The following is a 21,650-nucleotide window of genomic DNA, read 5'->3' as shown; positions in this document are numbered from 1 at the left end:
TTTCAAAACAGGACTCTCAGGCCATATAGCGGCATTAAGACGAATATCATAAATTCAATACTGTCGCCTTCTTGCGTTCAACAGAGCAAGACATCTGGTACTTCGATACGATCGAGCGCAGAGAGCGCAGCATCACGAAGATCGTCGAGGGTGTCGAACAGACGGTTGCCAAGTTCTTGGTCAAGCTGCCGCCAGCACTCTTCCGCGGGGTTCAGCTCCGGTGAACCCCGCGGAAGGTAGCATAGTTCGATCGGTGTGTCTTCGACGAATTCCTGCACTGCGTTAGCCGTGAAATACGAGGCGTTGTCCAAGATAACGCAGATTTTCTCGCCGAATTCGGTCTGGAGAGCGTCCAACAAGCGGATCGTCGTGTCGCTGTTGAAGTTCTCGGCACAGGGGAGAAAGAACGTCTCGCCGGAATCGCTGACTGCACCGAGCAGTTTGATACTGTCCCACGCGCCCGTCACCGGCAGTGACGGGCGCTCTCCTTCCGGAAACCACGCATAGGTCAGCGTCGAGAGTACCTGTCGCGTCTGATCGATGGTCAGGATCGTGTATTCGTCGTCCAGGTCGTTGTGCTTTTTTTGAATCCTTCTTGCCAGGCTTCTTGGGCTCCCTCGTCGGATTTGTGGAACTCCGGCCGGGCTGTCTTCCAGGACAGCCCGGCCTCGGACATCAATCGCCGGACGTGGCGTTCACAGTACTCAACGTTGAATTCCTCGGCGAGATAGTGACGCGCCAGTGGAACAGACCACGCGGGCGCGTCATATCCGACTTCCTCAGGTGGGTCGTGGAGTGCTTCAACGAACTGTTCGTGCTGTTCGTCGGAGAGTTCCGTTGGTCTGCCTTCACGTGGTTTGTCGTAGACAACAGCCTCGAACGGCTCAGTTTCGAGCCGTTCGAGGCGGTTGAACCACTTCGAAGCCCACCCTTCGGAGTAGCCGTAGAGTTCTGCTGCGTCTTCTTGCGTAACGTCGTCGAACTCTTTGTACGTGATTGCAGCCATCAGACGCTCCGACGCAGCAGCTTCTTCGACCTGTTCCAACACCTGACGGAGATGATCCGCTGAGACGTTCTCCAGCGTCACCGTATTGAGGTTAGATACGCGAACCTCATGAACTTTTAGCCTTCAGTATCAAAAGAGTCCATGTGATTTCTGGCGACAGCTACCAACAAGGCTCGATCGAATCTCAAGAACTATACCTCCGACTCAATCCTGAATAATGGATTTATATTCAAAACTATTAAAAGCAAATAAATCAATCAGGGATTTTGTTTTATTCAGCTCAAATCGTAGCTGTGCTCGCTTCTATGACGCAGATCTCTCAGATCAATCTCTTTAACAGTTATTCTCTCCTCAGAGAACTCTCTAATAGACCCGCTGGCCGAGGGAGCAATCAAGATTGCTCGAGTATTGTCTCCAAGTTCATTTTTTCGAGCCTCACGGAGACTAATTAATTGTTTTAAATGGGTATGGTCAACAGTGTGGGATTTAATCTCGACTAGTACTTTGTTACCCTCACGATCTTCACCTACAAGATCAATCACGCCGTATTCGGTTCTTTGCTGGGTTGTAATCGGTTCAAACCCTTCTTCCACAATTTCTGGGTTTTGGAGAATCGCGTCCAATATTGCTTGTTCTGTAATATTAGCTGTCTCTCGGTCGTAAAGCAGAGCCTCTAACAGGTCAAGCCCCAATTCTATCATTTCCTCTACCTCTGCTGTCTCAACCTCTTCTCCATGTGCTACTCGGTTTCGAAGAGGTCTGACATCCTCGAGATTAATAATCAAATCTTTTCCTAGTATTTCGTGCTGTTCGGCGAGTTGGGTTAGTTTTCCAAGTCCAGCATTCTCAATATTCTGAACTCCTTCTTTTTCAAGGACGCTTCTTAGTTCTCTTTCAAGCCTTCTCATCAACTCGAAAAATGCTAATTCTGGGCTCTGATCTCGAGCAATATCATAGATTTCCGACCTTATTTCATTGAGTTGAGTATTGATCTTGTTTTCTACTGGTTCCTCTTCATCTTCCTTCTCTAGATTCTCAATACGTTTGCGAAGTTTCTCAATTGCACTCTCCTTTGTTGACTCTACCTGATCTTTGATTTCCCCCGTAGTTTTTGTTATACGAAGGCCTTCGTCTGGTGTCAAAACCAGCTCTTTTATATCTGCAAAGAAAGGGAGGAGTGCCAAGATAGCTAATAAAAGAATTGTCCACCAATCTATATTCACAGTTTCAGGTAAAAATGCATGAGCCAAAAGAAGCCCCAAACCAACACAAAAAACAACTACAGGACCATACTGGCGGAAAGTTGATTCCCCATTTGAGTTCTGGTCTGATTGATTAGGGGAATCAGTCACGCTCATCATAACACAAATATCACGTTACCGTATAAAAAATACTGGTTGAGGTAAACTCTTGGTCTGTTCGAGGACGGGGTTTCCTATCGATCAACTATGCATCAGATGATAATGATACCGACAAGTGGACTATTGGTATCGATTTTTCTTAGATAATATCGTGGTACTGGTAAGTCGTTCCTGTTCGAGTGCCGAGGCCCTCAATTCACTTGCTGTGTCAATTCTCCGTCCTCGAGAGTTGCTGGATCAACTCGGTGATGGAGAGACACCCAGAAATTCGAACGGCTCACGGTCGGCGAGTTCGTCGACGACATCGCCAGCGAAGACGGTCGCCTGGTTCTCGCCGAGCGATAGCGATCGAACGCCGGCATCGGCATCGAACTCGATCCCCTCGATATCCAGCCAGAAGACGGTCGGTGAGAGCGCCGACTCGAAGTAGTAGCGTCGGTTCCGGTGGTCGGCGACGGTCCGCCAGCGCGTCGAGGAGATGTGGGGTTCGTCGGGCGTACTGATCCCGTACGGCACGGAGACGTTGCGGATCGCACCGAAGACGCCTGCAGTTGCGGTTCGACGATCCCGGGTCTGTGGGAGTGCATCGACGTAGAAACTCGCGCGAACGAATCGGTCGGCTGGACGGTTTGTTCCCGGAAGCATGACCGTGCCACCGATCTCCGACCAGTACTCCTCGAGTGCGAGCTGCCGGTCGAACGGCGGGGAGTTCGTCATCACTTGGTACGCTCGGTCGTGGTGGATCTGCAACTCGCCGTCGACGTACTCGAGAACGGCGCTGTCACCGGTGGCGTCCGAGATGGACAGATGGAGGGTTGCGAGCCGGCCTTCGTCCGGGATTTCGTCGGAAACGACGACGAACTCCTCGTTTCGATGCGCCTCGACCGCCTCCGCGACCGTCGCGAAGTTGTCGAGGACGTATTGTGCCCACAGCGAGATCGACAGTCCTGGCCTGTTCCCGTCCCAGTCCGGATAGTCGGATTCGGTGAGCCACAGCACGTTCGCGACCAGGCCTGCCTCGTTCATCCCGTCGGTCGTCGCGATGTCGTACGCCGAGGCGACGACGCTACCGTACTCGGCGGTCCACGCGAGCGAGTTCGGACCGACCTTGCCCGTTCGGTCCATCCCGCGCGGGAACACCCAGATGTTCGTTCCGATCTCGCCGTGCCAGTCCATCGACCTGCCAGTGAGCACGATGTCATCGGGACCGAGATACACCAGTCGAGTACACATTTACTGTCTCCCTCCTCTCACCCGGTCGTCGTGTAGGCCAGATCCGAGCATGGGCCTATCGTCCCCACGCAGGATCATAAGTCGCCGCCGGTCCGAACTGATACGTCACGGCTAAAAGATCGTCTCCTCGAGGCCGAACGACGGTCCGGACGCGACACCGAGCGGTCGAGGGGCCTGGCTGCCGTCACCAGCTCAGGGGGCAGATTCGACGAGTCCAGGCTGAGTCGCATCTACTGATCGTTGTAGCAAGGGACTACTGAGACGGATTGCTGTAACCAGTTACTGCCGATCTCCGAACAGTCTGGCGATCAGCGGTAGTTGAGTACAGTGAACCGTATGAAACAACGACGCGTCGATACCTGCTCGTGACCGAGTCTAGTCTTCGTCCTCTAATCCCCGTTTCCAGACGTCCGTCGGTGCTTTTCCGTGTGGTGGTGTGTGCGAGACTTCTTTCATGGTTTGTGCCATGGCTTGACGTGACTCCCGGTCGTATATAGGCTTTTGCTACTGTTTGACTTAGGCTATTATTATCATATAAGGAGTGTCGTCGGCTCGATCGGCTCGTCGCCCCGACGGGCGGTAATGGACGGCAGAGACTGCTTTGGCACCTCATCACCAGCGCAGCGGAGAGACGACACCGTGTCGAGACCACGAGATCACAATTGCTCGAGAAAGCACAGTGGAGAACGGGTATCCGGACCGGCGGTCGTTTCTCACCCGTCTCGAGAGGCGGCGTTCGATCGGTGTGCGAGTCCGGTATCCAACAGACGAGCGATTCCAGCGACTGAGCGACGCTCAGCGATCCTCGGCGGCCACACTCGAAGGCGGGCGAAACGCTCGCACAGTATCGCGTTTGCCCGCCTCCGCGGCGACCTCGACCAATCCCTGGTCGGTGAACACGCGGTTCCAGTCGCGGTGGTAGAGGGGCACGTCGTCGGTAACGTAGGTAACCTCGTAGTCGGTCGATGCCTCGGTGTCGGCGTCGTCACCGCTCTCGGTACTGACCGACCGATCACCTTCGTTCTCGACGGTAACGAGGAGGTCCGACGTGATTCGAGCTAACTCCGCGAAGACCCACCGGCTGTCGGGGGAGACGTGTTGAAGCGTTTCCACCGAATAGACTGCGTCGAACTGGCCGTCCTCGAACTCCTCGACGACGTCTTCGATTGCAGCGTGGTGGAACGTGCCCTGTTCGGCCAGTTCGGGATAGCTCTCGGCCATCACGTCGAACGCATCACCGTTGAGTTCGATTCCAGCCAGGTCTTCGAACCCGTGGTCGGCGAGATGAGAGAGGTGCCGGCCCGAACTACATCCAAGTTCGAGGATCGACGCGTCCCGGTCGACGAACCGCTCGAGCAGACCGCGAACCGACTTGCTGCGCTTATCGGGCCCGTGATACGCGTAGTATTCCGGGGAGTACGCTGCGGACCGATTTGCCCACTGTCGTCGAACCTCGTTAGAATCCACGTGTGAACTCCACGACGTAGCCGTAAAGTCCCGTCGGTCACCGGCATGAGTGGAGTGTGTAGACGACGGTGGTGGCTGTCCGAGTTCGAGTTCGAGTTCGAGTTCGGGTTCAGGTTCGATTCAACTTCGAAGCCGAGGTCGGCATCCGTTCTCGAGCCGGGTGCCGAGACCCATAGCTTCAAACAGGCTCGGTCCGGCATCCTGTCTATGACTCGCGAGCTCCGCTCCTATCTGTGTGCTCGAGGGACCCGCAGCCCGACGTTCGGACCGGACGAAGAACTGGCCGTTCTCGCCGACACGACCGGAACGATGCAGGTCTGGACCGTCGAAGAACCGCGCGGTTGGCCCACCCAGCGAACGTTCTACGACGAGCGCGTGTCGTTCGTCTCGTGGGCACCCGACGGCGAACTGATCGCCTTCGGCAAGGACGCCGGTGCCGACGAGCACGATCAGTTGTTCGTCTGTGACGCCGACGACGGACGGATTCGGCAACTGACCGACCAGCCGGACACGATCCACTCGTGGGGCGGCTGGTGTCCCGACGGCGACCGGATCGCGTTCACTGCCAATCGCCGCGATCCGTCGACGTTCGATGTCTACGTGCAGACGATCTTCGACGGTGAGAGAACAGCCAGTCCGGACGCGGAGCCGACCCTCGTCCTCGAAGGCGACGGGCGCTACCACGTCGCCGACTGGAGTCCAGACGGCCGACGACTGCTGGTCGGCGAGGCTCACGCGAGTTCGGACGCCGACCTTCACGTCGTCGACGTCGAGACGGGCGAACACAGCCACGTCACGCCTCACGAGGGTGATGTCCGGTACGATCACCCGACGTTCGGACCGGGCGGTGAGGGGATTTACTGTGTAAGCGACGCCCGTAGCGATACGAAAGAACTCGTCCGGATCGATCTCGAGTCGCTCGAGACCGAGACCGTCCGTTCCGGCGGCGAGTGGAGCGTCGACGCGTTCGTGCTCGGGGCTGACACGGGACGGTTCGGGTACGCGCGTAACGTCGACGGCTACTCCGAACTGTACGTGGGGCGACTCGAGAGCGCGACCGAGGCAGTCGTCGCCCGAGTCGAGATTCCTGATGGCGTCGCATCCGAGTTGACGATCGGGCCGGCCGGCGAACGGCTGGCGGCGACGGTCTCGTCGACGAACCTGAACTACTCGATCTACGTAGCCGACCTGACCGCACTCGACGACACAGACGGTCTCGAGAACGACGCCCGAATCGAAGCCGACCGCTGGACCGCCCCCTCGGCGGGCGGTGTCCCACTCGAGGAATACCACGACCCGGATTTGATCCTGTACGAGACCTTCGACGGGCGGGAGATTCCGGCGTTTTTCACGCTGCCCGACGGAGTCGATCCCGAAGGGGACCGAGATGTCCCAGTCATCGTCGACGTACACGGTGGCCCCCACTCCCAGCGACGACCGTCCTGGCGCAACCGGCCCGTCCGCCAGTACTTCCTCGACCAGGGGTACGCGCTCTTCGAGCCGAACGTCCGTGGCTCCTCGGGTTACGGCCGCGAGTACGCCGCCCTCGACGACGTCGAGAAACGGATGGACTCGGTTCGTGATATCGCAGCCGGCGTCGACTGGCTGCGCGACCAGCCGGCGATCGACGACGACCGGGTCGTCTGTTATGGACGTTCCTACGGCGGGTTCATGGTGCTCGCGAGCATCACCGAGTACCCCGACCTCTGGGCCGCCGCCGTCGACTTCGTCGGCATCGCCGACTGGACGACGTTCCTCGAGAACACCGGCGACTACCGCCGTTCCCATCGTGAGGCCGAGTACGGCTCGCTCGAGGAGGATCGTGAATTACTCGAGTCGATCAGTCCCATCCACGACGTGGATCGGATCGAGTGTCCGCTGTTCGTCCAGCACGGGGCGAACGATCCACGCGTGCCGGTCGGCGAGGCTCGACAGATCGCCGATGCGGTCGAAGCACAAGGCGTCCCGGTCGAGACCTGCATCTTCGAGGACGAGGGTCACCACACGACGAAGCTCGAGAACCGTATCGAGCAGTTCGAGCGGGTCGCGGCGTTCCTCGAAGCACACGTCTGATCCTACCGATCAGTACGAACGCGCAGGGATCGGTGGCCTTTCGACCGCAACGTGTCGCCAGCGAGGCGGAGCGGGACCGTGCCGATCAGTCCGGCGGCGCGATCTCCTGTGGTTCGTTGGTCCCGCAGCCGTGTGCGTAAAGCCGGTCGATCGACCGATCGCGGTCCTCGTGGTCGTCGAGCGTCTCGAGAGTCACGTCCTCGACGACGAGGTACATGTTGACCCGCTCGAGGTCCACGTCTCGGTCGTCGGCCCAGTTCGTACAGACGTGTTCCGCGAGCAGTTCGGGGGCCGCGTCGTCGGCGCTGCCGCGCCTGACGTCACCCATGTAGAACCGCTCACGGTAGGTGCCGAACTGTCGCTGTAGCTCCTCGTACGGGCGATCGTACGTCATCTCCCGACCGCTATAGGCGTCGATCACCCCGCCGTCGGCGGTCTCGGCGGGGAAGACGTAGTATCGATCCGACGTACGCGGGTGTGGGGCGAAAACGCTCCACTCGGGCTGGTCGACGCCGACGATCGCCGCCCGCTCGTCGATCCGCTCCTGGAGCCCGTCGTCCTCGTCGATCGCTTCGGCGAGGGGCATGTACGAAAGCGCCGGCACGACCAGAACCGAGACGACTGCGACGATCAGTGCCAGAGAATACACGGCTCGAGTGACTCGGCCGACCTCGACCGGCGGCGAATCCAGCCCCGAGCGGAGTGTCGCCGCCGGAACCCGGTGTCCCAGCCGCTCGAGTCGAGTACTGGCGCGAGCTGCGCGGGACCGGACGGCCGGAACCGCTCGCAACACGGTTCCGGTGTCCTTCCAGAAACTCGTCTGCAGGAACAACACCAGTCCCGCGATGGCGACGTACGGGAACGCGCCGATCCGGACGGTAAGTGCGAACGACGCGTGGCCGCCGAGGAAGATCGCGGCGAACAGCGTCCGTGCCCGGCCACGCAGGAGGACGAGCAGCCACGAGAACAACAGGATGTAGTACCACGTCAGGCCACCGTACTGCAGCAGCGTCGGGACGTGTCGGGTAAAATCTCCCAGTAGAAAGGTCGTGTTGTCGAGCCCCATGATGAGCGGGGTCGCCTCCCCGCCGATCCACAGGTCCGACTCCGTCTTGTGATAGCCGTTGAGGAAGTACATGAAGATCATCTGTGTCAGGATCGCGGCGGACGCGAGGCTCGTGACGCCCGTCCGCGGGGACGCGTCGGAGTGGAGGGCGTCGATCGACCATCGCTCGCCCAGCGGGAGGAAGATCGACCAGAACAACAGCAGGCGAAACAGCACGTCGGCGTAACTGAGCACGAGCGGGTTGTGGTGGTCGAGCGAGACGACCAGAAGAAAGGAGAGCACGGTCGCGAGCCGCGTTTTGTACCCTACGAGCAACTGCAGGGCGAACAGAACCTGTATCGCAAACAGTGCCCCGATCACGGTCGCGTCCGTCGTGTAGTAGTAGACCGAGAACGCACCGTCGGCGGTCAGTTCCGTCGCCAGTGACTGCGGGACGACCCCCGCTTCGGTGTAGAAGAAGGTGAAGTTCCGCGCTCGAAGCAGGATGTCAGCGACGATAAGCAGGGCGGCGAGGATCCGGAACGCGGCCAGCGACCGCGTATCGATGCGGACGAACGCCGGGTCGACGTACGAGGGATTCGCGAGTCGCTCTCGAGCGCGGCGGGCCCGGTCGGACAGGCCTCCGAACGTGTCTCCCATTCTACGGCTCGAGTCGCCCCTGCGTTCGCGGTCGGGTCGGAACCGTCCCTGACCGCGGATCGGGATTCAGCCCCGGTCGGGGCCACGGGTTTCGAGACCGGACCCAGGCCGAACGAAAGGCGGAGTCACGGAGGTGTGCGCACGTTTCGGTCGAGTCGTACGGCATACGGTATCCGGTCAGTATGCCGTTCTCCGTGGTAGCCGTTTGGATGTGTTAGCAAATAACGATGTCCTCGTTGAAGAACCGTCGTTCCCGTCGAACAGTTTCGTCTCGAGGGTCAAGAACCAGATGAGGGCGGCAAAGGCGAGGGCCGGAACCCGTTCCCGTTCCCGTTCCCGTTCCCGTTCGGGTCCGACGCTGAAATAAAGCGTGTCGTAATACACGCATAGCGTAACGTCAGGACAGGTGACTGGTTACTCCTACGATGGGTGGCCGGCGAGGTTCGAGCGACGACTGCTTCCGACGTCATCCCCGGCGGACCCTTCTCCGGGCGGTCGGTACAGCGACTGCTCTCCCGCTCGTCGGCGGAATCGGAAGTGCCGCCCGCACCCGGGCCGTCGGCGAGGACAGCGACGGTGACGGGATTCCCGACCGCTCGAAGCGATCCGAGAGCTTCCACGCTCGACTCGAAGCGATCTTCGGGAGCCAGTTCGAGGGGCTGGAAGTCGGTCGCCGCGACCTCCTGATCGACGTGCGGTACGTCGGCGGGACGACGATCTCGCCGACGACGCGACGGACGGTCGTCGACCTCTTTCGGACCAACGGCATTCACGCGCAGTGGCTCACGTACCCGCATCGATACGACCGCGAGACGATCGAAGAGCAGTACGGGCTCTCGGTCAAGGACCTGCTGTGGGGGGTAAACAGTTTCTACCGCGGAGAAGTCGAACCGGTACTCGAGGACGTGGCACTACAACTGATCGTCGTTCCGGGTGCGATCGAGCCTCCATACGAGGGGCGTATCTACAGCCCCTGGATGGACGCGATCGGCAGCGGAGTCGACGGAAACGGGTACGTCAACGGGTTCAGCGGCGGGAACCGCGCTGTCGTCGCCGAACGCGAGGATCGGGCGCGGGAGGTACGACTCGTGTTCCACGAGTTGACCCACCTCGCGCTCTGTCACGACGACGATCCGGAAAACACCGGCGTGATGGGAACCGGTGAGCGGGCCGACCTGCTAGACCACGAGTGGGACCAGCTCCGCGACGGACTCTCGAACGTCCGGGATACGACGGGTTACGACATCGCTTTGCGTCCCTGCCTGTGGTCCGAGAACCTCTCGGCCGTACTCGAGGAGTGATAGGCTCCGAGTGGGACGATACCGACTGGCGTCCTGACGGCCAGCGACGTTCGGTAGGCGGCCCATTGGTATCGAACGTCGCCCGTATCTCTCTCCTCGACGAGCAAAGACGGCGGCGATGCCTGCCCGATATCGAACGTATGGGCGGTTATTCTTCGTGCTCTACGGGAGAACGCACCCACTCGAGCCGGACTCGCCGCGTCGGCGGTCGTACGGATCGGTTTCCGTTCCCTTCGAGGCCGAAGGACGGTCGTAGCCGTCCATAGCCGGACGTTTCCGCTCGAAAGCAGGACCGTAGCGCCCTCCTAGCACAGGTTCGATTTCGTGACTATTCGCGGTCGTTGACGGTCAGTGCGGTAGTATCGTCGTGAGAATCGGTAGTTCACCGATTACAAACCGTCAGTGTATCGGAGAGTTCGTTACTCACCGGAGCCGGCGGCTGCCGGCGGCCGGGAGCCCACTATGACCGACGAACGCACACTCTCCCGACGGGATAGTCTCAGAAGCATCGCAACGACCGGCGCGCTGGTCGGCGGTACCGGGTTCGGACTCGGTACCGCGGCCGCGGGCGCAGGCGACAAGGAAGCGAAAGAAGAGAAAAAACACGAGAAGGGCAAGGACGACGAGAAGGACAAAGAGAGCAAGTACGCCGATCGGGTCGACTTCGACGGCTGTGACGCCGCTTTCGTCCGCTTCCAGAAGACGGGCGAACTACCGACTCACCTCCGGTTCGTGACGTACAACGCCGTCGACGAACGGATCGAACACGTCGCCGTGACAGTGACCGGCGAGCGGCTCAGGGAGTTCGCCCGATACGGCGGAGACTGGACCTACGAGTTCAACGTCTACCAGTTCTACGATCGCCCGGCGGACTCCGGCGACAAGGTCCTCGCGGTGGCCATCGACGGCGAACTCGTGGCGAACGCAAACGAGTGTGCCGAGGCACCGGTGGCGACGGTAGAAGACGAGGACGCCACCATCGACTACGACAAGCTCTCGTTCGAGGCGGTCTGTGTCGATACGCAGCGCGAGACAGCCCGCTTTCGCGTCGTCAACGACAACGAACGGCTCGTCGAACTCGAGTTCGACATCGCCGGCTCGGACCGCGAAGGGACGGTGTCGGTCCCCGGCAAGAGCGCGACCTACTTCGAAGTCGACGCGACGACCTCCGACGGTGCAGCCACCCTGTACTTCTACCACGGCAGCAACCAACTCGCCGTCGTCGGAAGCAACCAGGACAAGGAGTGTATCCCGCGAGGCCGTCTCAATCTCACAGCACAGTGTCTCGAGATTTGTGAGAACCGGACGCTGTTCCGCGTTATCAACAACGAGAGCGTTCCGCTGAGTCCGACGTTCCGTCTTCCAGGGACCGACAGCGATGCCGTGGTAACGGTTCCGGGCAACCGATCGATCGACGTCTGGATCGGGACGACCAATCCGAACCTCGTGGCACAGCTGTTCTACGAGGGCGAACTGCTCGACGGCACGGAGATGCCCGAAGAACGCTGCGACGAGGACGCCGATCTCGAGATCGATCCCGAAGAGATCGAACTCGAGGCGATCCACTACGACCACGACGAGCGGGCTGGCGTCTTCCGTGCGACGAACCTCGGCGACGGGCAAGCGCCCCTCGAGTGGCGGATCGTGGACACGGATGTCAACGGATACGTCTGTGTGCCTGGAGAAACGGCGACGGACTTCTGGGTTCCGCTCGGTGAGAAACCCGAGGACGGTGTCACCGTGGCGCTGTACGACGACGACGAGCAGCTCGCGGAGGCGACCATCTTCCCGACCCACGAAGATCGAGAGTACAACAAAGAAGAGAAGAAGAAAAAGAAGGGCCACGGCGACTACGGGGCGAAAAAGAAAGACCACTGATCCTCAGCGGCCGGATCAGTCGCTATCACGTCGGTGACGGCGTCGATTCCCATCGACAGTCGTTCGACTCGTGCGTTCCGGGATCGAAGTCTAATCTACAGTAGCCACTGCAAGTCAGTGGGAACCTGATCACCGGACGGATCGACGATCAGTGTGCACATCGTTGCAGTTGGAACTATAGACCAAACAGGAAACTGAACGGTCGACGTGCGGCAGGAACCGTTTTGCAGCGCAGCGTATCGCTTTCTCGTCTGGCTCTTTGCTATCAGTCAGTACGTCTGATAGTTCGCGGTCCCGATCTTGATCCTGACCAAAACGTTCTCGTCGTAGGCGTCGGGGTCCGCACCGTACCGCTCGTGAATGCGGTGGCGGGCCGTCACGGACTGCTCCTCGTCGTCGACGACGGTCGCCGTCCCGAGGAGGGTGATCGTCCAGTCGGGGTCACCGCCCTCGTCGGACTGGATCGAGAGCGCCACGCGGGGGTTCTCCCGAAGGTTCTCGAGTTTCCGTCCCGTGGTCACGATCTCGAGCACGTCGTCGCCGTCGTACCGGTACCAGACTGGTGCGACGTGGGGTCGGCCGTCGGAACAGGTACCGAGGTGTGCGACCAGTGGTTCGTCCGTGAGACGCCGTTGCGCTTCGGTGGGGATCGTCACGCCCGCTGTGGCGACGCCGACGGACAAAAGTGCTCTCCCTGCGGTGCCGTTCCGTCCGGTTCGTCGAGAGCCGGACTCGTGAATCGTCGCCGGTCGTCGGCCACGCGGGGGGAAGCCACAACACAGTGCAGCAACGTGCCGGCCAGTCCGAGACGATCGACCCGCCGGCCGGAGCAGTCGACCGGTCGTGTCCGACAGTACCTGCTCGGATTCCAGTTGGTCAGTGATGTCCGCTTCCCTGGCACCCGCCGAACGACGGGTATTGTTATTGGCACGGCCGTGGAAGTGGAGACGGTGACTGATCGTCGATCCGGCCCCCGACGCGACTCCGGAACGGAGCGGTGTGTCTGCTGTGGCACCCCGCTCTCCGTCGACGCGGCGGATGAAACCGCGTCGGCAGAGCAGTCGTCGTCCGGGTCCGGACCTGGCTGCCGACGGACGGCGAACGCGGAGTCCGGCCGCCGGTACTGCTCGAGTGGGTGCCGGGACGTCGACCGGACACTCGAGTCGTCGACGAGCGGAGGTCGCGGCGACCGTGCGACCGAAACGGACACAGCGACCGACGACGGATCGACTGAACCCGTCGACCGGACGTTCTTCCGGGTCGACGGCATGCACTCGGCGACGTGTGAATCGTTCCTCGAGTCGGTCGCCGAGGATCGCGACGGCGTCGTCGACGCCGCCGCGAGCTACGTCACGGAGTCGGTACGGATCGAGCACGACCCCGAACGAGTCTCGTCGAGGGAGCTTCGGGACGCGCTGAGTATCCTCGGCTACACCGCGTATTTGCGGTCCGAGGCGACGAGCGACGAGCAGACCGGCGGTCGCGAGGGAGGTACCGACCGGCGTTCCCGCCCGGCAGAGGCGGCGACGGAGAGCGACACTGCAACCGAAACCACGACGGGGTCGACACGTCGCTCCCGGGAGATGAGTGGGATTCGGAAACGCCGCTCGGACACTGCACTCGAGTTCCGGTACGTCGTGGGGATCGTCTTCGGCTCGTTCCTGCTCGTGCCGTATCTGGCCGTCCTCTACCCGGTCTATCTCTCGTCGTTCGTCGATTGGGGGCCGCTTCACCTCTACGAGGACGCGTTCGCCGATTTCGACGGGTTCCTGTTCCTGCCGGTTTTCCTGGTCGTCGCCGGGGCGGTCCTCTATCTGACGGGCCGCCCGCTCCTTCGTGGGGCCTACGTGAGCCTGAAACTGCGACGGCCGAACGCGCACCTGTTGGCCGCGCTGACGATCGTGGCGGCCTACGCCTACGGGACGCTGGCGATCGCCCTCGGACGGATCGAGCTCTACTACGACCTGACGATCGTCGTCGCTGCGCTCGTGATGGCGGCGGTCTTCTACGAGGCGACGGTCAAACGCCGGGCGAGGGATCGGCTGACCGAGTTGACGATTTCCCAGGTCGATACGGCACGCATGTTCGAGACACGGTCCGGCTGGGACGAGGAGACCGAACCCGAGTCAGGACCTAGTTCCGGCGCTGGCTCCGGTCCGAACGACCGTTCCGAACCCGACTCCGAGGCCGGCCCCCACTCGAGCGACCGCGACAGCGGACCCACTCGAACCGTCCCCGTCGACGATCTGACGGCCGGTGACAGGCTGCTCGTCCTCGAAGGGGAACGGATTCCCGTCGACGGCACGCTCGAGAGCGATTGCACCGTCGACGAGGCCGTCGTCACGGGAGAGTCGCTCCCGATCCGGAAGACGGCGGGCGATCCCGTCGTCGGCGGCTCGATCGTCCGTTCCGGTGCCGCGGTCGTCGACGTCGGCTCCGAGACCACGAGCAGCATCGATCGGCTCACGGAAACCGTCTGGAATCTCCAGAGCGCCACCCACGGCGTCCAGCGGCGTGCCGACGCCGTCGCTGCCGTGATCGCGCCGCTCGTCCTCACGGTCGCAGTTGCCGTCGGCACCGTGGCCTACCTCCAGAGCGGCACCGGGATCGCTGCGGTGACTGCCCTTCTGGTCACGGTCGTCGTCGCGAGCCCGTGGGCGCTCGGGTTCGCCGCCCCGATCTCTGTCGGGGCCGGGCTGCGAGAGGCGCTTTCCCACGGGATCGTCGTCTTCGACGAGTCCGTCCTCGAGCGACTCCGGGAGATCGACGTCGTCGTCTTCGACAAGACGGGCACGCTGACGACCGGCGAAATGACCGTTCTCGAGGCTGAAGGACCGTCGGACCTGCTCGCGGCCGTCGGGGACCTCGAGCGGCGGGCCGCCCACCCCGTCGCGGCCGCGATCACCGACGCGTTCGGGGACGACGGAGGGTGGGACGTGTCCGCGAACGAGCCCCGTCCGGACGGCGACGGCGGGCAGGCCCCCGCGAGTCCGGGCCGAATCGAGGAGTTCGACAGCCTCGGCACGGGCGTCACTGGGATCGTCGACGGGAACCGTCTCCTCGTCGGGCATCCCGATCTCTTCCGGGAACGAGGGTGGTCGATTGCCGACGACCTCGAGAAGCGGCTCCGCGAAGAACGGGGTTTCGGTCGGCTGCCGATCGCGATCGGCCGCGACGGACGCGCGGAAGGGTACGTGGTAGTCGGCGACGAACCGCGATCGGACTGGGACGACGCGCTGTCGCGGCTGGGAGAGGGAGACGGACAGCGGGCGCTCGAGGTCGTCGTTCTGACGGGCGACGACGAGGAGGCGACTGCCTTCTTCGCCGATCATCCGGCAGTCGATCACGCGTTCGCGGGCGTGCCGCCGGACGGAAAAACGGAGACGATCCGACGGCTGCAGGAACGGGGCCGGGTCGCGATGGTAGGGGACGGAACGAACGATGCACCGGCGCTCGCTGTGGCCGATCTCGGTATCTCGATGGGCGGGGCGACTGCGCTTGCAGCCGACGCCGCAGACCTCGCTATCGTGGAAGATAGCTTGCCGACCGTCGGCGACGCGTTCGAACTCGCAGCCGCGGCGCGGCGTCGCGTTCGAGGGACGATCGCGCTGGCGTTTGCGTACAACGCGATCGTCTTGCCGGCGGCGCTTGCGGGCGTGTTGAACCCATTCGTGACGACCGCCGCGGTCGCGGCGACCGCGGCAGTCGTGGTCGGGAACGCGTTCCGGCCGCTGCTCGAGTGAGCGGCCGCTACTCGTCGTCGGCCAGCGTCCACTCTCCGGGTCCGGTCGACTCGACGACGTCTCGGCGCTCCATCTCGGAGATTACTTCTGGGATGCGGTTGGGCTGTGCGATCTCCATCTCCATGCGGTCGATGCCGTGGAACTCCGAGAGGTAGTAACGAATCTCTTCCTGGGTGAACGACTCTTCTGTCGCCTGTTCCATCACGCCGGAGATGAGATCGACCATGTCCTCGATGAAGTTCCAGGGGTAGACGACCCAGGTCCAGTTCTCGAGCCGTTCGCCGACGTAGTCGGGTTCGTACTCGCTGGTGCCGAGCAACTGGAGCGTAGCGGTCCTGACCTCGCCGGCATCACGATCGTCGACGTACTCGTAGGCCCGTTCGATCGAGCCGCCGGTGTCGGCGATGTCGTCGATGATCAGCACGTCTTTCCCCTCGACGCTGCCTTCCGGCATCGGATAGCGGACAGTCGGTTCGCCGGACTTCTGGGCAGTACCGACGTAGTGTTCCATCTTCAGGCTGGTCAGGTCGTCCAGCCCGAGGAAGTCACAGAGACACCGACCCGCGAACCAGCCGCCGCGGGCCAGGGCGACGATGACGTCGGGCTCGAACTCGTCGCGACGCACGTCGTCGCTGACATCCCGACAGAGGCCGTAAATGTACTCCCAATTCGTGATCGTACAGTCGAAATCGTCCGGTAGGTCGGACATCTGGTGGCCACCTGTTCGGGAGACTGGACGGCGATCCTCATAAGTGGGCTGAAACGCGCGCGTCGTTGCGCGCTGGTGGATTCGAACGCCCGTCATTCGTCGGGAAGCGACGCTTCTCACCGACAGTCTCCCCGGACGCCTAGATTTATAACTCGTTACTACAACCTAGTTATCGATGGCGCGAACCCAGATCGCAGCCGCCCGCGAGGGTACGATTACCGACGAGATGCAGCGAGTCGCCGACCGGGAGAACCGCGACCCGGAGTACGTCCGACAACAGGTCGCCGACGGTCAGGCCGTGATCCCGGCCAACCGGAACCACGACGCCCTCGATCCGATGATCATCGGCCGCGAGTTCGCCACGAAGGTCAACGCCAATATCGGCAACAGCGAGGAAAGCAGCGACCTCGAGACCGAACTCGAGAAACTTCACACCGCCGTTCACTACGGCGCGGATACTGTGATGGATCTCGGCACGGGCGCGAACCTAGACGAGATCAGGGAGACCCACGTCGAACACTCGCCCGTCCCTATCGGCACGGTACCGCTGTACGAGGCCGTCAAGCGTGCCGGAAGCCCCGAAGCGATCACCACGGACCTGCTGCTCGAGGTCATCGAGAAGCAAGCCCAGCAGGGCGTCGACTACATGACGATCCACGCGGGCATTCTCGCCGAACACCTGCCGCTGACCGACGGCCGGAAGACGGGAATCGTCTCGCGAGGCGGCTCGATCATGGCAAAGTGGATGGAAGAACACGGCGAGCAGAACCCCCTGTTCCAGCTATACGACGAGATCTGTGAGGTCTTCGCCGAACACGACGTGACCTTCAGCCTCGGGGATAGCCTCCGCCCGGGCTCGCTGGCCGACGCCTGCGACGAAGCCCAGTACGCCGAACTCGATACACTCGGCGAGCTGACCCGCCGCGCCTGGGAGCACGACGTCCAGGTGATGGTCGAAGGGCCAGGTCACGTTCCGATGCACGAAGTCGCCGAAAACGTCGAGCGCCAGCAGGAAGTCTGTGACGGTGCGCCGTTCTACGTGCTCGGGCCACTGGTAACCGACGTCGCCCCGGGGTACGATCACATCACGAGTGCCATCGGGGCGGCGATGGCCGCCCAGGCCGGCGCGGCGATGCTCTGTTATGTCACCCCGAAAGAGCATCTCGGACTCCCGGACGAGGAAGACGTCCGTGACGGACTCGCGGCCTACCGGATCGCCGCCCACGCGGGCGACGTCGGCAACGAGCGACCGGGTGCTCGAGACTGGGACGACGCCGTCTCCGAAGCGAGATACGAGTTCGACTGGCGCGAGCAGTTCCGGCTGGCGCTCGATCCCGACCGCGCCCGCGAGTACCACGATCAGACGCTCCCGGAGGACAACTACAAGGAGGCCCGCTTCTGCTCGATGTGTGGTGTCGAGTTCTGCTCGATGCGGATCGATCAGGACGCCCGCGACGGCGCGGACGGCGAGATGGCCGAACTCGAGTCGTCGGCAGGCACCGACCTCGAGTCCTCGCCGGCTGCCGAGGTGAACGTCCCGCCGGTGGGAACGCACGAATCCGACGAGTTGCCGCCGATCGAGGACTGTGAGGGGGTCCCGTCGGAAACCGACGTGGAGCCGGGGGTCGAGTCGGAATCGGGGACCGCAAGCGACGATTGATCCCGCGATCTCACGACAGGGCCGGCTGGGGACCTCTCACGGCGTCAGTATCGCCTTGATACACCCGTCGTCTTTCTCGTTGAACTTCCGGTACAGCTCCGGCCCGTCCGCGAGCGCCCCCTCGTGAGTGATGACGAACGACGGGTCGATCTCCCCGTTCTCGATCTTCTCGAGCAGGGGATCGAGATACCGCTGGACGTGGGTCTGTCCGGTCTTGATCGTCAGCGCCTTGTTCATCAGCGGGCCGGTCGGGACGTTGTCCGAGCGCCCGAGATACGCGCCGGGAATCGAGAGCGTGCCGCCCTTCCGACAGCACCGGATCGCCTGCCGGAGCACGGTCGGGCGGTCGTCCTGGAGCATCACCTCCTGTTTCAGCTGGTCTGTCGCCCCGACAACGCCCGTTCCGTGGGCTTCCGTTCCGACCGCGTCGATACAGCGGTCCGGACCGCGGTTCCCGGTCATCTCCAGCAGCCGGTCGTAGACGTCCGCCTCCTCGAAGTCGATCGTTTCGGCGTCGCCGTATTCGCGGGCCATCTCGAGGCGTTCCGGCACCCGGTCGATCGCGATGATCCGCTCCGCGCCGAGCATCCGGGCGCTCTGGATCGAGAACTGGCCGACGGGGCCACACCCCCAGACGGCGACCGTGTCGTTCTCCTCGATTTCGGCGTTTTCAGCGGCCATGTCTCCCGTTGGAAAGATATCGGAGAGAAAGAGCACTTGCTCGTCGGAGAGGTCGGAGTCGATCGTGACCGGGCCGACGTCGGCGTAGGGCACCCGCAGGTACTCGGCCTGTCCGCCGGCGTACCCGCCCAGCATGTGCGAAAAACCGAACAGGCCCGCCGGTGCTTGCCCCATGATCTTGCTCGCGAGTTCGGCGTTCGGATTCGAGTTATCACACAGCGAGTACAGCTCCTCATCACAGAACCAACAGGAGCCACAACTGATCGTGAAGGGGACGACCACGCGGTCGCCAACCTCGAGACGGTCGACATCCTCGCCGACTTCGACCACGTCGCCCATCGGTTCGTGACCGAGCACGTCACCCTCGCGCATCGAGGGCATGTAGCCGTTGTAGAGGTGCAGATCGGAGCCACAGATAGCGGTGGCCGTGATCTCGACGATAGCGTCGGTTGGGTTGACGATCTCGGGTTTGGGGACCGTTTCGACGCGGACGTCCTGGTCGCCGTGCCAGGTGAGCGCGTTCATCGTTCCGTCCATTGGCTGGTCACTCGATGGTACCTCACCGACCCGGGAGGTAAATCGAGGGCCTGTCTGTGCGCCCGTCTACACGAACCCCGCGTTCCGTATTGCCGAGTCCGACGACGAAAAACGAACACCTCGGTCGAGGTCCGACAGTGACGAGTGTCCGACCGACTACGTGCTGGTCGTCAGATCGAGATACGGCGTGAGTACCGTCCGCTCGACCGTCAACGAGACGGACTCCGTCTCCAGATCGTACGTGAGGAGTCCGCAATCGCGCATCCGGGGCAGGTGCGAGTGATAGAGGTCGGTACTGATCCGCTCGTACCACTCCTCGGTGGGGTTGCCCTCGGCGATGGCGATGTACTCGGCGATATCACCTACCAGAACTGCGCCGGGTCGCTGAGTCAGATAGGTCAGTATCCGTTGCCGTCGTTCGTCGGCGAACACCGCGAACAGCCGCGTCGGCGGAATTTCGTCCGGATCGGTGTCTGTGTCGTCTGGGATTCGGGCTTGGGGCGTCATATACTCTCCGTACTTCACCTACGCGTCGGAATCCAACGGTTTCTCGGCCGGCAACTTCGGCAGAGTACGAGTTACCATTCGGGACCGGTCACATAGGTGTTTTTGCGGCCGGATAGCAAAAGAAGTTGGACAATCAATTCGCGAGTTCTGTTGGCTGACGTACCCCGGAACGAGGCGGTCAGTCGTCGAGAAGCGTCGGATCGTGATTCTGGTTCGAGTGGGTTTTCGGAGAGCGTTTTTCGACCGTAATCGTCCAGTCCGGGGCCGACGAGACGGGGACGTCGATCGTCCACTGGCCTTCGACCGGGTCTCCCCGGGCGAACGCGGCGAGAACGATCCTCTCGAGTTCGTCTTCGAACGAACGGTCGTCGGTGTTGTTGTCTGTTTCCATGTGGTTTCTAAGTGATCGCCGTCCGGGCCCGTGGGCAGCTGAACGACGAAGTCCAACAGGTCGCGAGCGCGGATAAAGGGCTCGTCCCTCCGATCTGCGATCGCGGGAGCCCCCTGGTCACGTCTCGGTGTGACAGCGTGCAGTCAGACCCACGACCAGTGACGAACGCGCTCGAGAGAACGGGGGCTCGAGGCGGGGCGGGGCAGGGCGGGATCGACCCTGGAGTGGAGTGTCGAAAGACGGGAACCGAGGGCCGGAAAGCGGAGATTGGGGACCGAGAACCGAGAACCGAGAACCGAGAACCGAGAACCGAGAACCGAGAACCGAGAGCCGAGGATTCATACCCCGGTCGCTCGATCCACGTCGTATGGAGACGACTCGGATCGTTCAGGTCGACGCGTTCACCGACGAACCGCTCGCCGGCAACCCCGCGGGCGTCGTGCCGGACGCGGACGATCTCTCGACGGAGCAGATGCAGGCCATCGCCGACGAGATGGCCGTCAGCGAAACCGCGTTCCTGCGCTCGAGCGACGCGGGGGACCGCCGAATCCGGTATTTCACCCCGGCCCAGGAGGTCGATCTCTGTGGTCACGCGACGATCGGCTCGTTCGCCTACCTACGCGAGCGCGACGGACTCGAGTCGGGGACGACCACCCTCGAGACGAACGTCGGCGTCCTCGAGATCGAACTCGACGAGGACGGAACCGTCTGGATGACCCAGGAACCGCCCCGCATCCGCGAGGTCGAACTCAGTTACGACCGCGTCGCGGACGCTCTCGGCGTCGACGCCGCCGCACTCGAGGGTGCAAGCGACGACATCCCGCTTGCAGTCTCCTCGACCGGGCTCCCGTTTCTGATCGTTCCGATCACGTACCTCTCGGACCTGGGCAGCGCCGAACCCGATATGAACGCGATCGAGACCCTCACCGAGTCGGTCGACGCCGCGGGCGTCTATCTGTTTACCTTCGATGCCCTCGAGCGGGAATCGACCCTGCACGGACGGATGTTCGCCCCCGGTGCGGGCGTCCCCGAGGACCCCGTCACTGGGACCGCAAGCGGTGCCGCCGGCGCGTACCTCGATCGCTTCGGCGCGTTCGACGACGACTTTCCCGACGAGCTCCGCCTCGAGCAGGGTCACTACGTCGACCGGCCGGGGACCGTCCGGGTTCGCGTCGGCGACCGTGAGGGGGTCCGCGTCGGCGGCCGTGGAGTCGTCGCCCTCGAGGGGACGCTGGTCGTTCCCGAAGACGACGAAGACGACATTCTCGAGGCCTAAACGTGGTCGTCCGGGCCTGATCGACAGGTCGTGTTTAGTTAAGGCTGAAGGATGAGGCGGGGTGATTTTCAGCTGGTTCATGGCGAAAATCGCCCGCCTCAGTGGTTGTAGCGACTGGATCG

Annotated in this window: 16 protein-coding genes; 6 read left to right on the top strand and 10 right to left on the bottom strand. The window is 62.2% G+C overall.

The window, feature by feature from the left end:
- Positions 1–77 precede the first annotated feature (77 nt).
- The 4 genes from C446_RS17800 to C446_RS04315 all read right to left on the bottom strand — a co-directional run bounded on the left by C446_RS17800 (position 78) and on the right by C446_RS04315 (position 5,067).
- Positions 78–1,087 (bottom strand): IS630 family transposase gene (locus C446_RS17800; RefSeq protein ID WP_152419362.1). Its coding sequence is split into 2 segments (ribosomal slippage): positions 78–586 and positions 586–1,087, totalling 1,011 coding nucleotides; the frame shifts between segments, so codons are not numbered across the junction.
- A 194-nt stretch (positions 1,088–1,281) separates the two neighbouring features.
- Entirely contained in the window at positions 1,282–2,364 is a 1,083-nt protein-coding gene (locus C446_RS17795) for an endonuclease NucS domain-containing protein (RefSeq protein ID WP_160162955.1), read from the bottom strand.
- 240 nt (positions 2,365–2,604) lie between these two features.
- Positions 2,605–3,600, bottom strand: coding sequence for a linear amide C-N hydrolase (locus C446_RS04320; protein ID WP_049920023.1), 996 nt, complete (start codon positions 3,598–3,600; stop codon positions 2,605–2,607).
- A gap of 795 nt (positions 3,601–4,395) precedes the next feature.
- Positions 4,396–5,067 (bottom strand): class I SAM-dependent methyltransferase, encoded by a 672-nt coding sequence (locus tag C446_RS04315; RefSeq protein WP_006671844.1) that lies wholly within the window; start codon positions 5,065–5,067, stop codon positions 4,396–4,398.
- Between the two features lie 207 nt (positions 5,068–5,274).
- On the opposite strand from C446_RS04315, the gene C446_RS04310 reads away from it, so the two are divergent.
- Positions 5,275–7,140, top strand: a complete 1,866-nt coding sequence (locus C446_RS04310; RefSeq protein WP_049920027.1) for a S9 family peptidase — start codon at positions 5,275–5,277, stop codon at positions 7,138–7,140.
- Positions 7,141–7,225: 85 nt separating this feature from the next.
- On the opposite strand, the gene C446_RS04305 is transcribed toward C446_RS04310, so the two are convergent.
- On the bottom strand, positions 7,226–8,845 hold the full coding sequence (locus tag C446_RS04305) for an HTTM domain-containing protein (protein WP_006671842.1): 1,620 nt from the start codon (positions 8,843–8,845) through the stop codon (positions 7,226–7,228).
- 425 nt (positions 8,846–9,270) lie between these two features.
- On the opposite strand from C446_RS04305, the gene C446_RS04300 reads away from it, so the two are divergent.
- Positions 9,271–10,146, top strand: coding sequence for a hypothetical protein (locus C446_RS04300; RefSeq protein ID WP_006671841.1), 876 nt, complete (start codon positions 9,271–9,273; stop codon positions 10,144–10,146).
- A 462-nt stretch (positions 10,147–10,608) separates the two neighbouring features.
- The gene (locus C446_RS04295; RefSeq protein ID WP_006671839.1) at positions 10,609–12,024 is read left to right on the top strand and encodes a hypothetical protein; all 1,416 of its coding nucleotides are present in this window, start codon (positions 10,609–10,611) and stop codon (positions 12,022–12,024) included.
- 269 nt (positions 12,025–12,293) lie between these two features.
- On the opposite strand, the gene C446_RS04290 is transcribed toward C446_RS04295, so the two are convergent.
- Positions 12,294–12,680, bottom strand: coding sequence for a pyridoxamine 5'-phosphate oxidase family protein (locus C446_RS04290; protein WP_049920026.1), 387 nt, complete (start codon positions 12,678–12,680; stop codon positions 12,294–12,296).
- Positions 12,681–12,974: 294 nt separating this feature from the next.
- Here C446_RS04290 and C446_RS04285 point away from each other — a divergent pair, with 294 nt between their 5' ends.
- A complete protein-coding gene (locus C446_RS04285; RefSeq protein WP_049920025.1) occupies positions 12,975–15,767 on the top strand; it encodes a heavy metal translocating P-type ATPase in 2,793 nt (930 codons plus the stop codon).
- A 7-nt stretch (positions 15,768–15,774) separates the two neighbouring features.
- On the opposite strand, the gene C446_RS04280 is transcribed toward C446_RS04285, so the two are convergent.
- Positions 15,775–16,476, bottom strand: a complete 702-nt coding sequence (locus C446_RS04280; protein WP_006671836.1) for a phosphoribosyltransferase — start codon at positions 16,474–16,476, stop codon at positions 15,775–15,777.
- 175 nt (positions 16,477–16,651) lie between these two features.
- On the opposite strand from C446_RS04280, the gene thiC reads away from it, so the two are divergent.
- Positions 16,652–18,136 (top strand): phosphomethylpyrimidine synthase ThiC, encoded by a 1,485-nt coding sequence (gene thiC, locus C446_RS04275; protein ID WP_006671835.1) that lies wholly within the window; start codon positions 16,652–16,654, stop codon positions 18,134–18,136.
- A gap of 36 nt (positions 18,137–18,172) precedes the next feature.
- Here thiC and C446_RS04270 read toward each other — a convergent pair whose 3' ends face one another.
- The 3 genes from C446_RS04270 to C446_RS04260 all read right to left on the bottom strand — a co-directional run bounded on the left by C446_RS04270 (position 18,173) and on the right by C446_RS04260 (position 20,252).
- On the bottom strand, positions 18,173–19,342 hold the full coding sequence (locus C446_RS04270; RefSeq protein WP_006671834.1) for a zinc-dependent alcohol dehydrogenase: 1,170 nt from the start codon (positions 19,340–19,342) through the stop codon (positions 18,173–18,175).
- A 168-nt stretch (positions 19,343–19,510) separates the two neighbouring features.
- Entirely contained in the window at positions 19,511–19,861 is a 351-nt protein-coding gene (locus tag C446_RS04265; RefSeq protein WP_006671833.1) for a DUF7344 domain-containing protein, read from the bottom strand.
- A 178-nt stretch (positions 19,862–20,039) separates the two neighbouring features.
- Positions 20,040–20,252: a hypothetical protein gene (locus C446_RS04260; protein ID WP_006671832.1), complete on the bottom strand. Its 213-nt coding sequence runs from the start codon at positions 20,250–20,252 to the stop codon at positions 20,040–20,042.
- A gap of 367 nt (positions 20,253–20,619) precedes the next feature.
- On the opposite strand from C446_RS04260, the gene C446_RS04255 reads away from it, so the two are divergent.
- Entirely contained in the window at positions 20,620–21,528 is a 909-nt protein-coding gene (locus tag C446_RS04255; protein WP_006671831.1) for a PhzF family phenazine biosynthesis protein, read from the top strand.
- Positions 21,529–21,650 lie beyond the last annotated feature (122 nt).

Origin of the sequence: Halobiforma nitratireducens JCM 10879 (assembly GCF_000337895.1) — an archaeon.
GTDB lineage: Archaea > Halobacteriota > Halobacteria > Halobacteriales > Natrialbaceae > Natronobacterium > Natronobacterium nitratireducens.
Note: the sequence above shows the minus strand (reverse complement) of the source record. Positions and strands in the feature narration are given on the sequence as shown.

Coding starts and splice junctions, on each gene's coding strand:
- C446_RS04260 (WP_006671832.1), bottom strand. CDS start 20,252: ATGGAAACAGACAACAACACCGACGACCGTTCGTTCGAAGACGAACTC.
- thiC (WP_006671835.1), top strand. CDS start 16,652: ATGGCGCGAACCCAGATCGCAGCCGCCCGCGAGGGTACGATTACCGAC.
- C446_RS04265 (WP_006671833.1), bottom strand. CDS start 19,861: ATGACGCCCCAAGCCCGAATCCCAGACGACACAGACACCGATCCGGAC.
- C446_RS17795 (WP_160162955.1), bottom strand. CDS start 2,364: ATGAGCGTGACTGATTCCCCTAATCAATCAGACCAGAACTCAAATGGG.
- C446_RS04255 (WP_006671831.1), top strand. CDS start 20,620: ATGGAGACGACTCGGATCGTTCAGGTCGACGCGTTCACCGACGAACCG.
- C446_RS04295 (WP_006671839.1), top strand. CDS start 10,609: ATGACCGACGAACGCACACTCTCCCGACGGGATAGTCTCAGAAGCATC.
- C446_RS04310 (WP_049920027.1), top strand. CDS start 5,275: ATGACTCGCGAGCTCCGCTCCTATCTGTGTGCTCGAGGGACCCGCAGC.
- C446_RS04305 (WP_006671842.1), bottom strand. CDS start 8,845: ATGGGAGACACGTTCGGAGGCCTGTCCGACCGGGCCCGCCGCGCTCGA.
- C446_RS04320 (WP_049920023.1), bottom strand. CDS start 3,600: ATGTGTACTCGACTGGTGTATCTCGGTCCCGATGACATCGTGCTCACT.
- C446_RS04270 (WP_006671834.1), bottom strand. CDS start 19,342: ATGAACGCGCTCACCTGGCACGGCGACCAGGACGTCCGCGTCGAAACG.
- C446_RS04280 (WP_006671836.1), bottom strand. CDS start 16,476: ATGTCCGACCTACCGGACGATTTCGACTGTACGATCACGAATTGGGAG.
- C446_RS04300 (WP_006671841.1), top strand. CDS start 9,271: ATGGGTGGCCGGCGAGGTTCGAGCGACGACTGCTTCCGACGTCATCCC.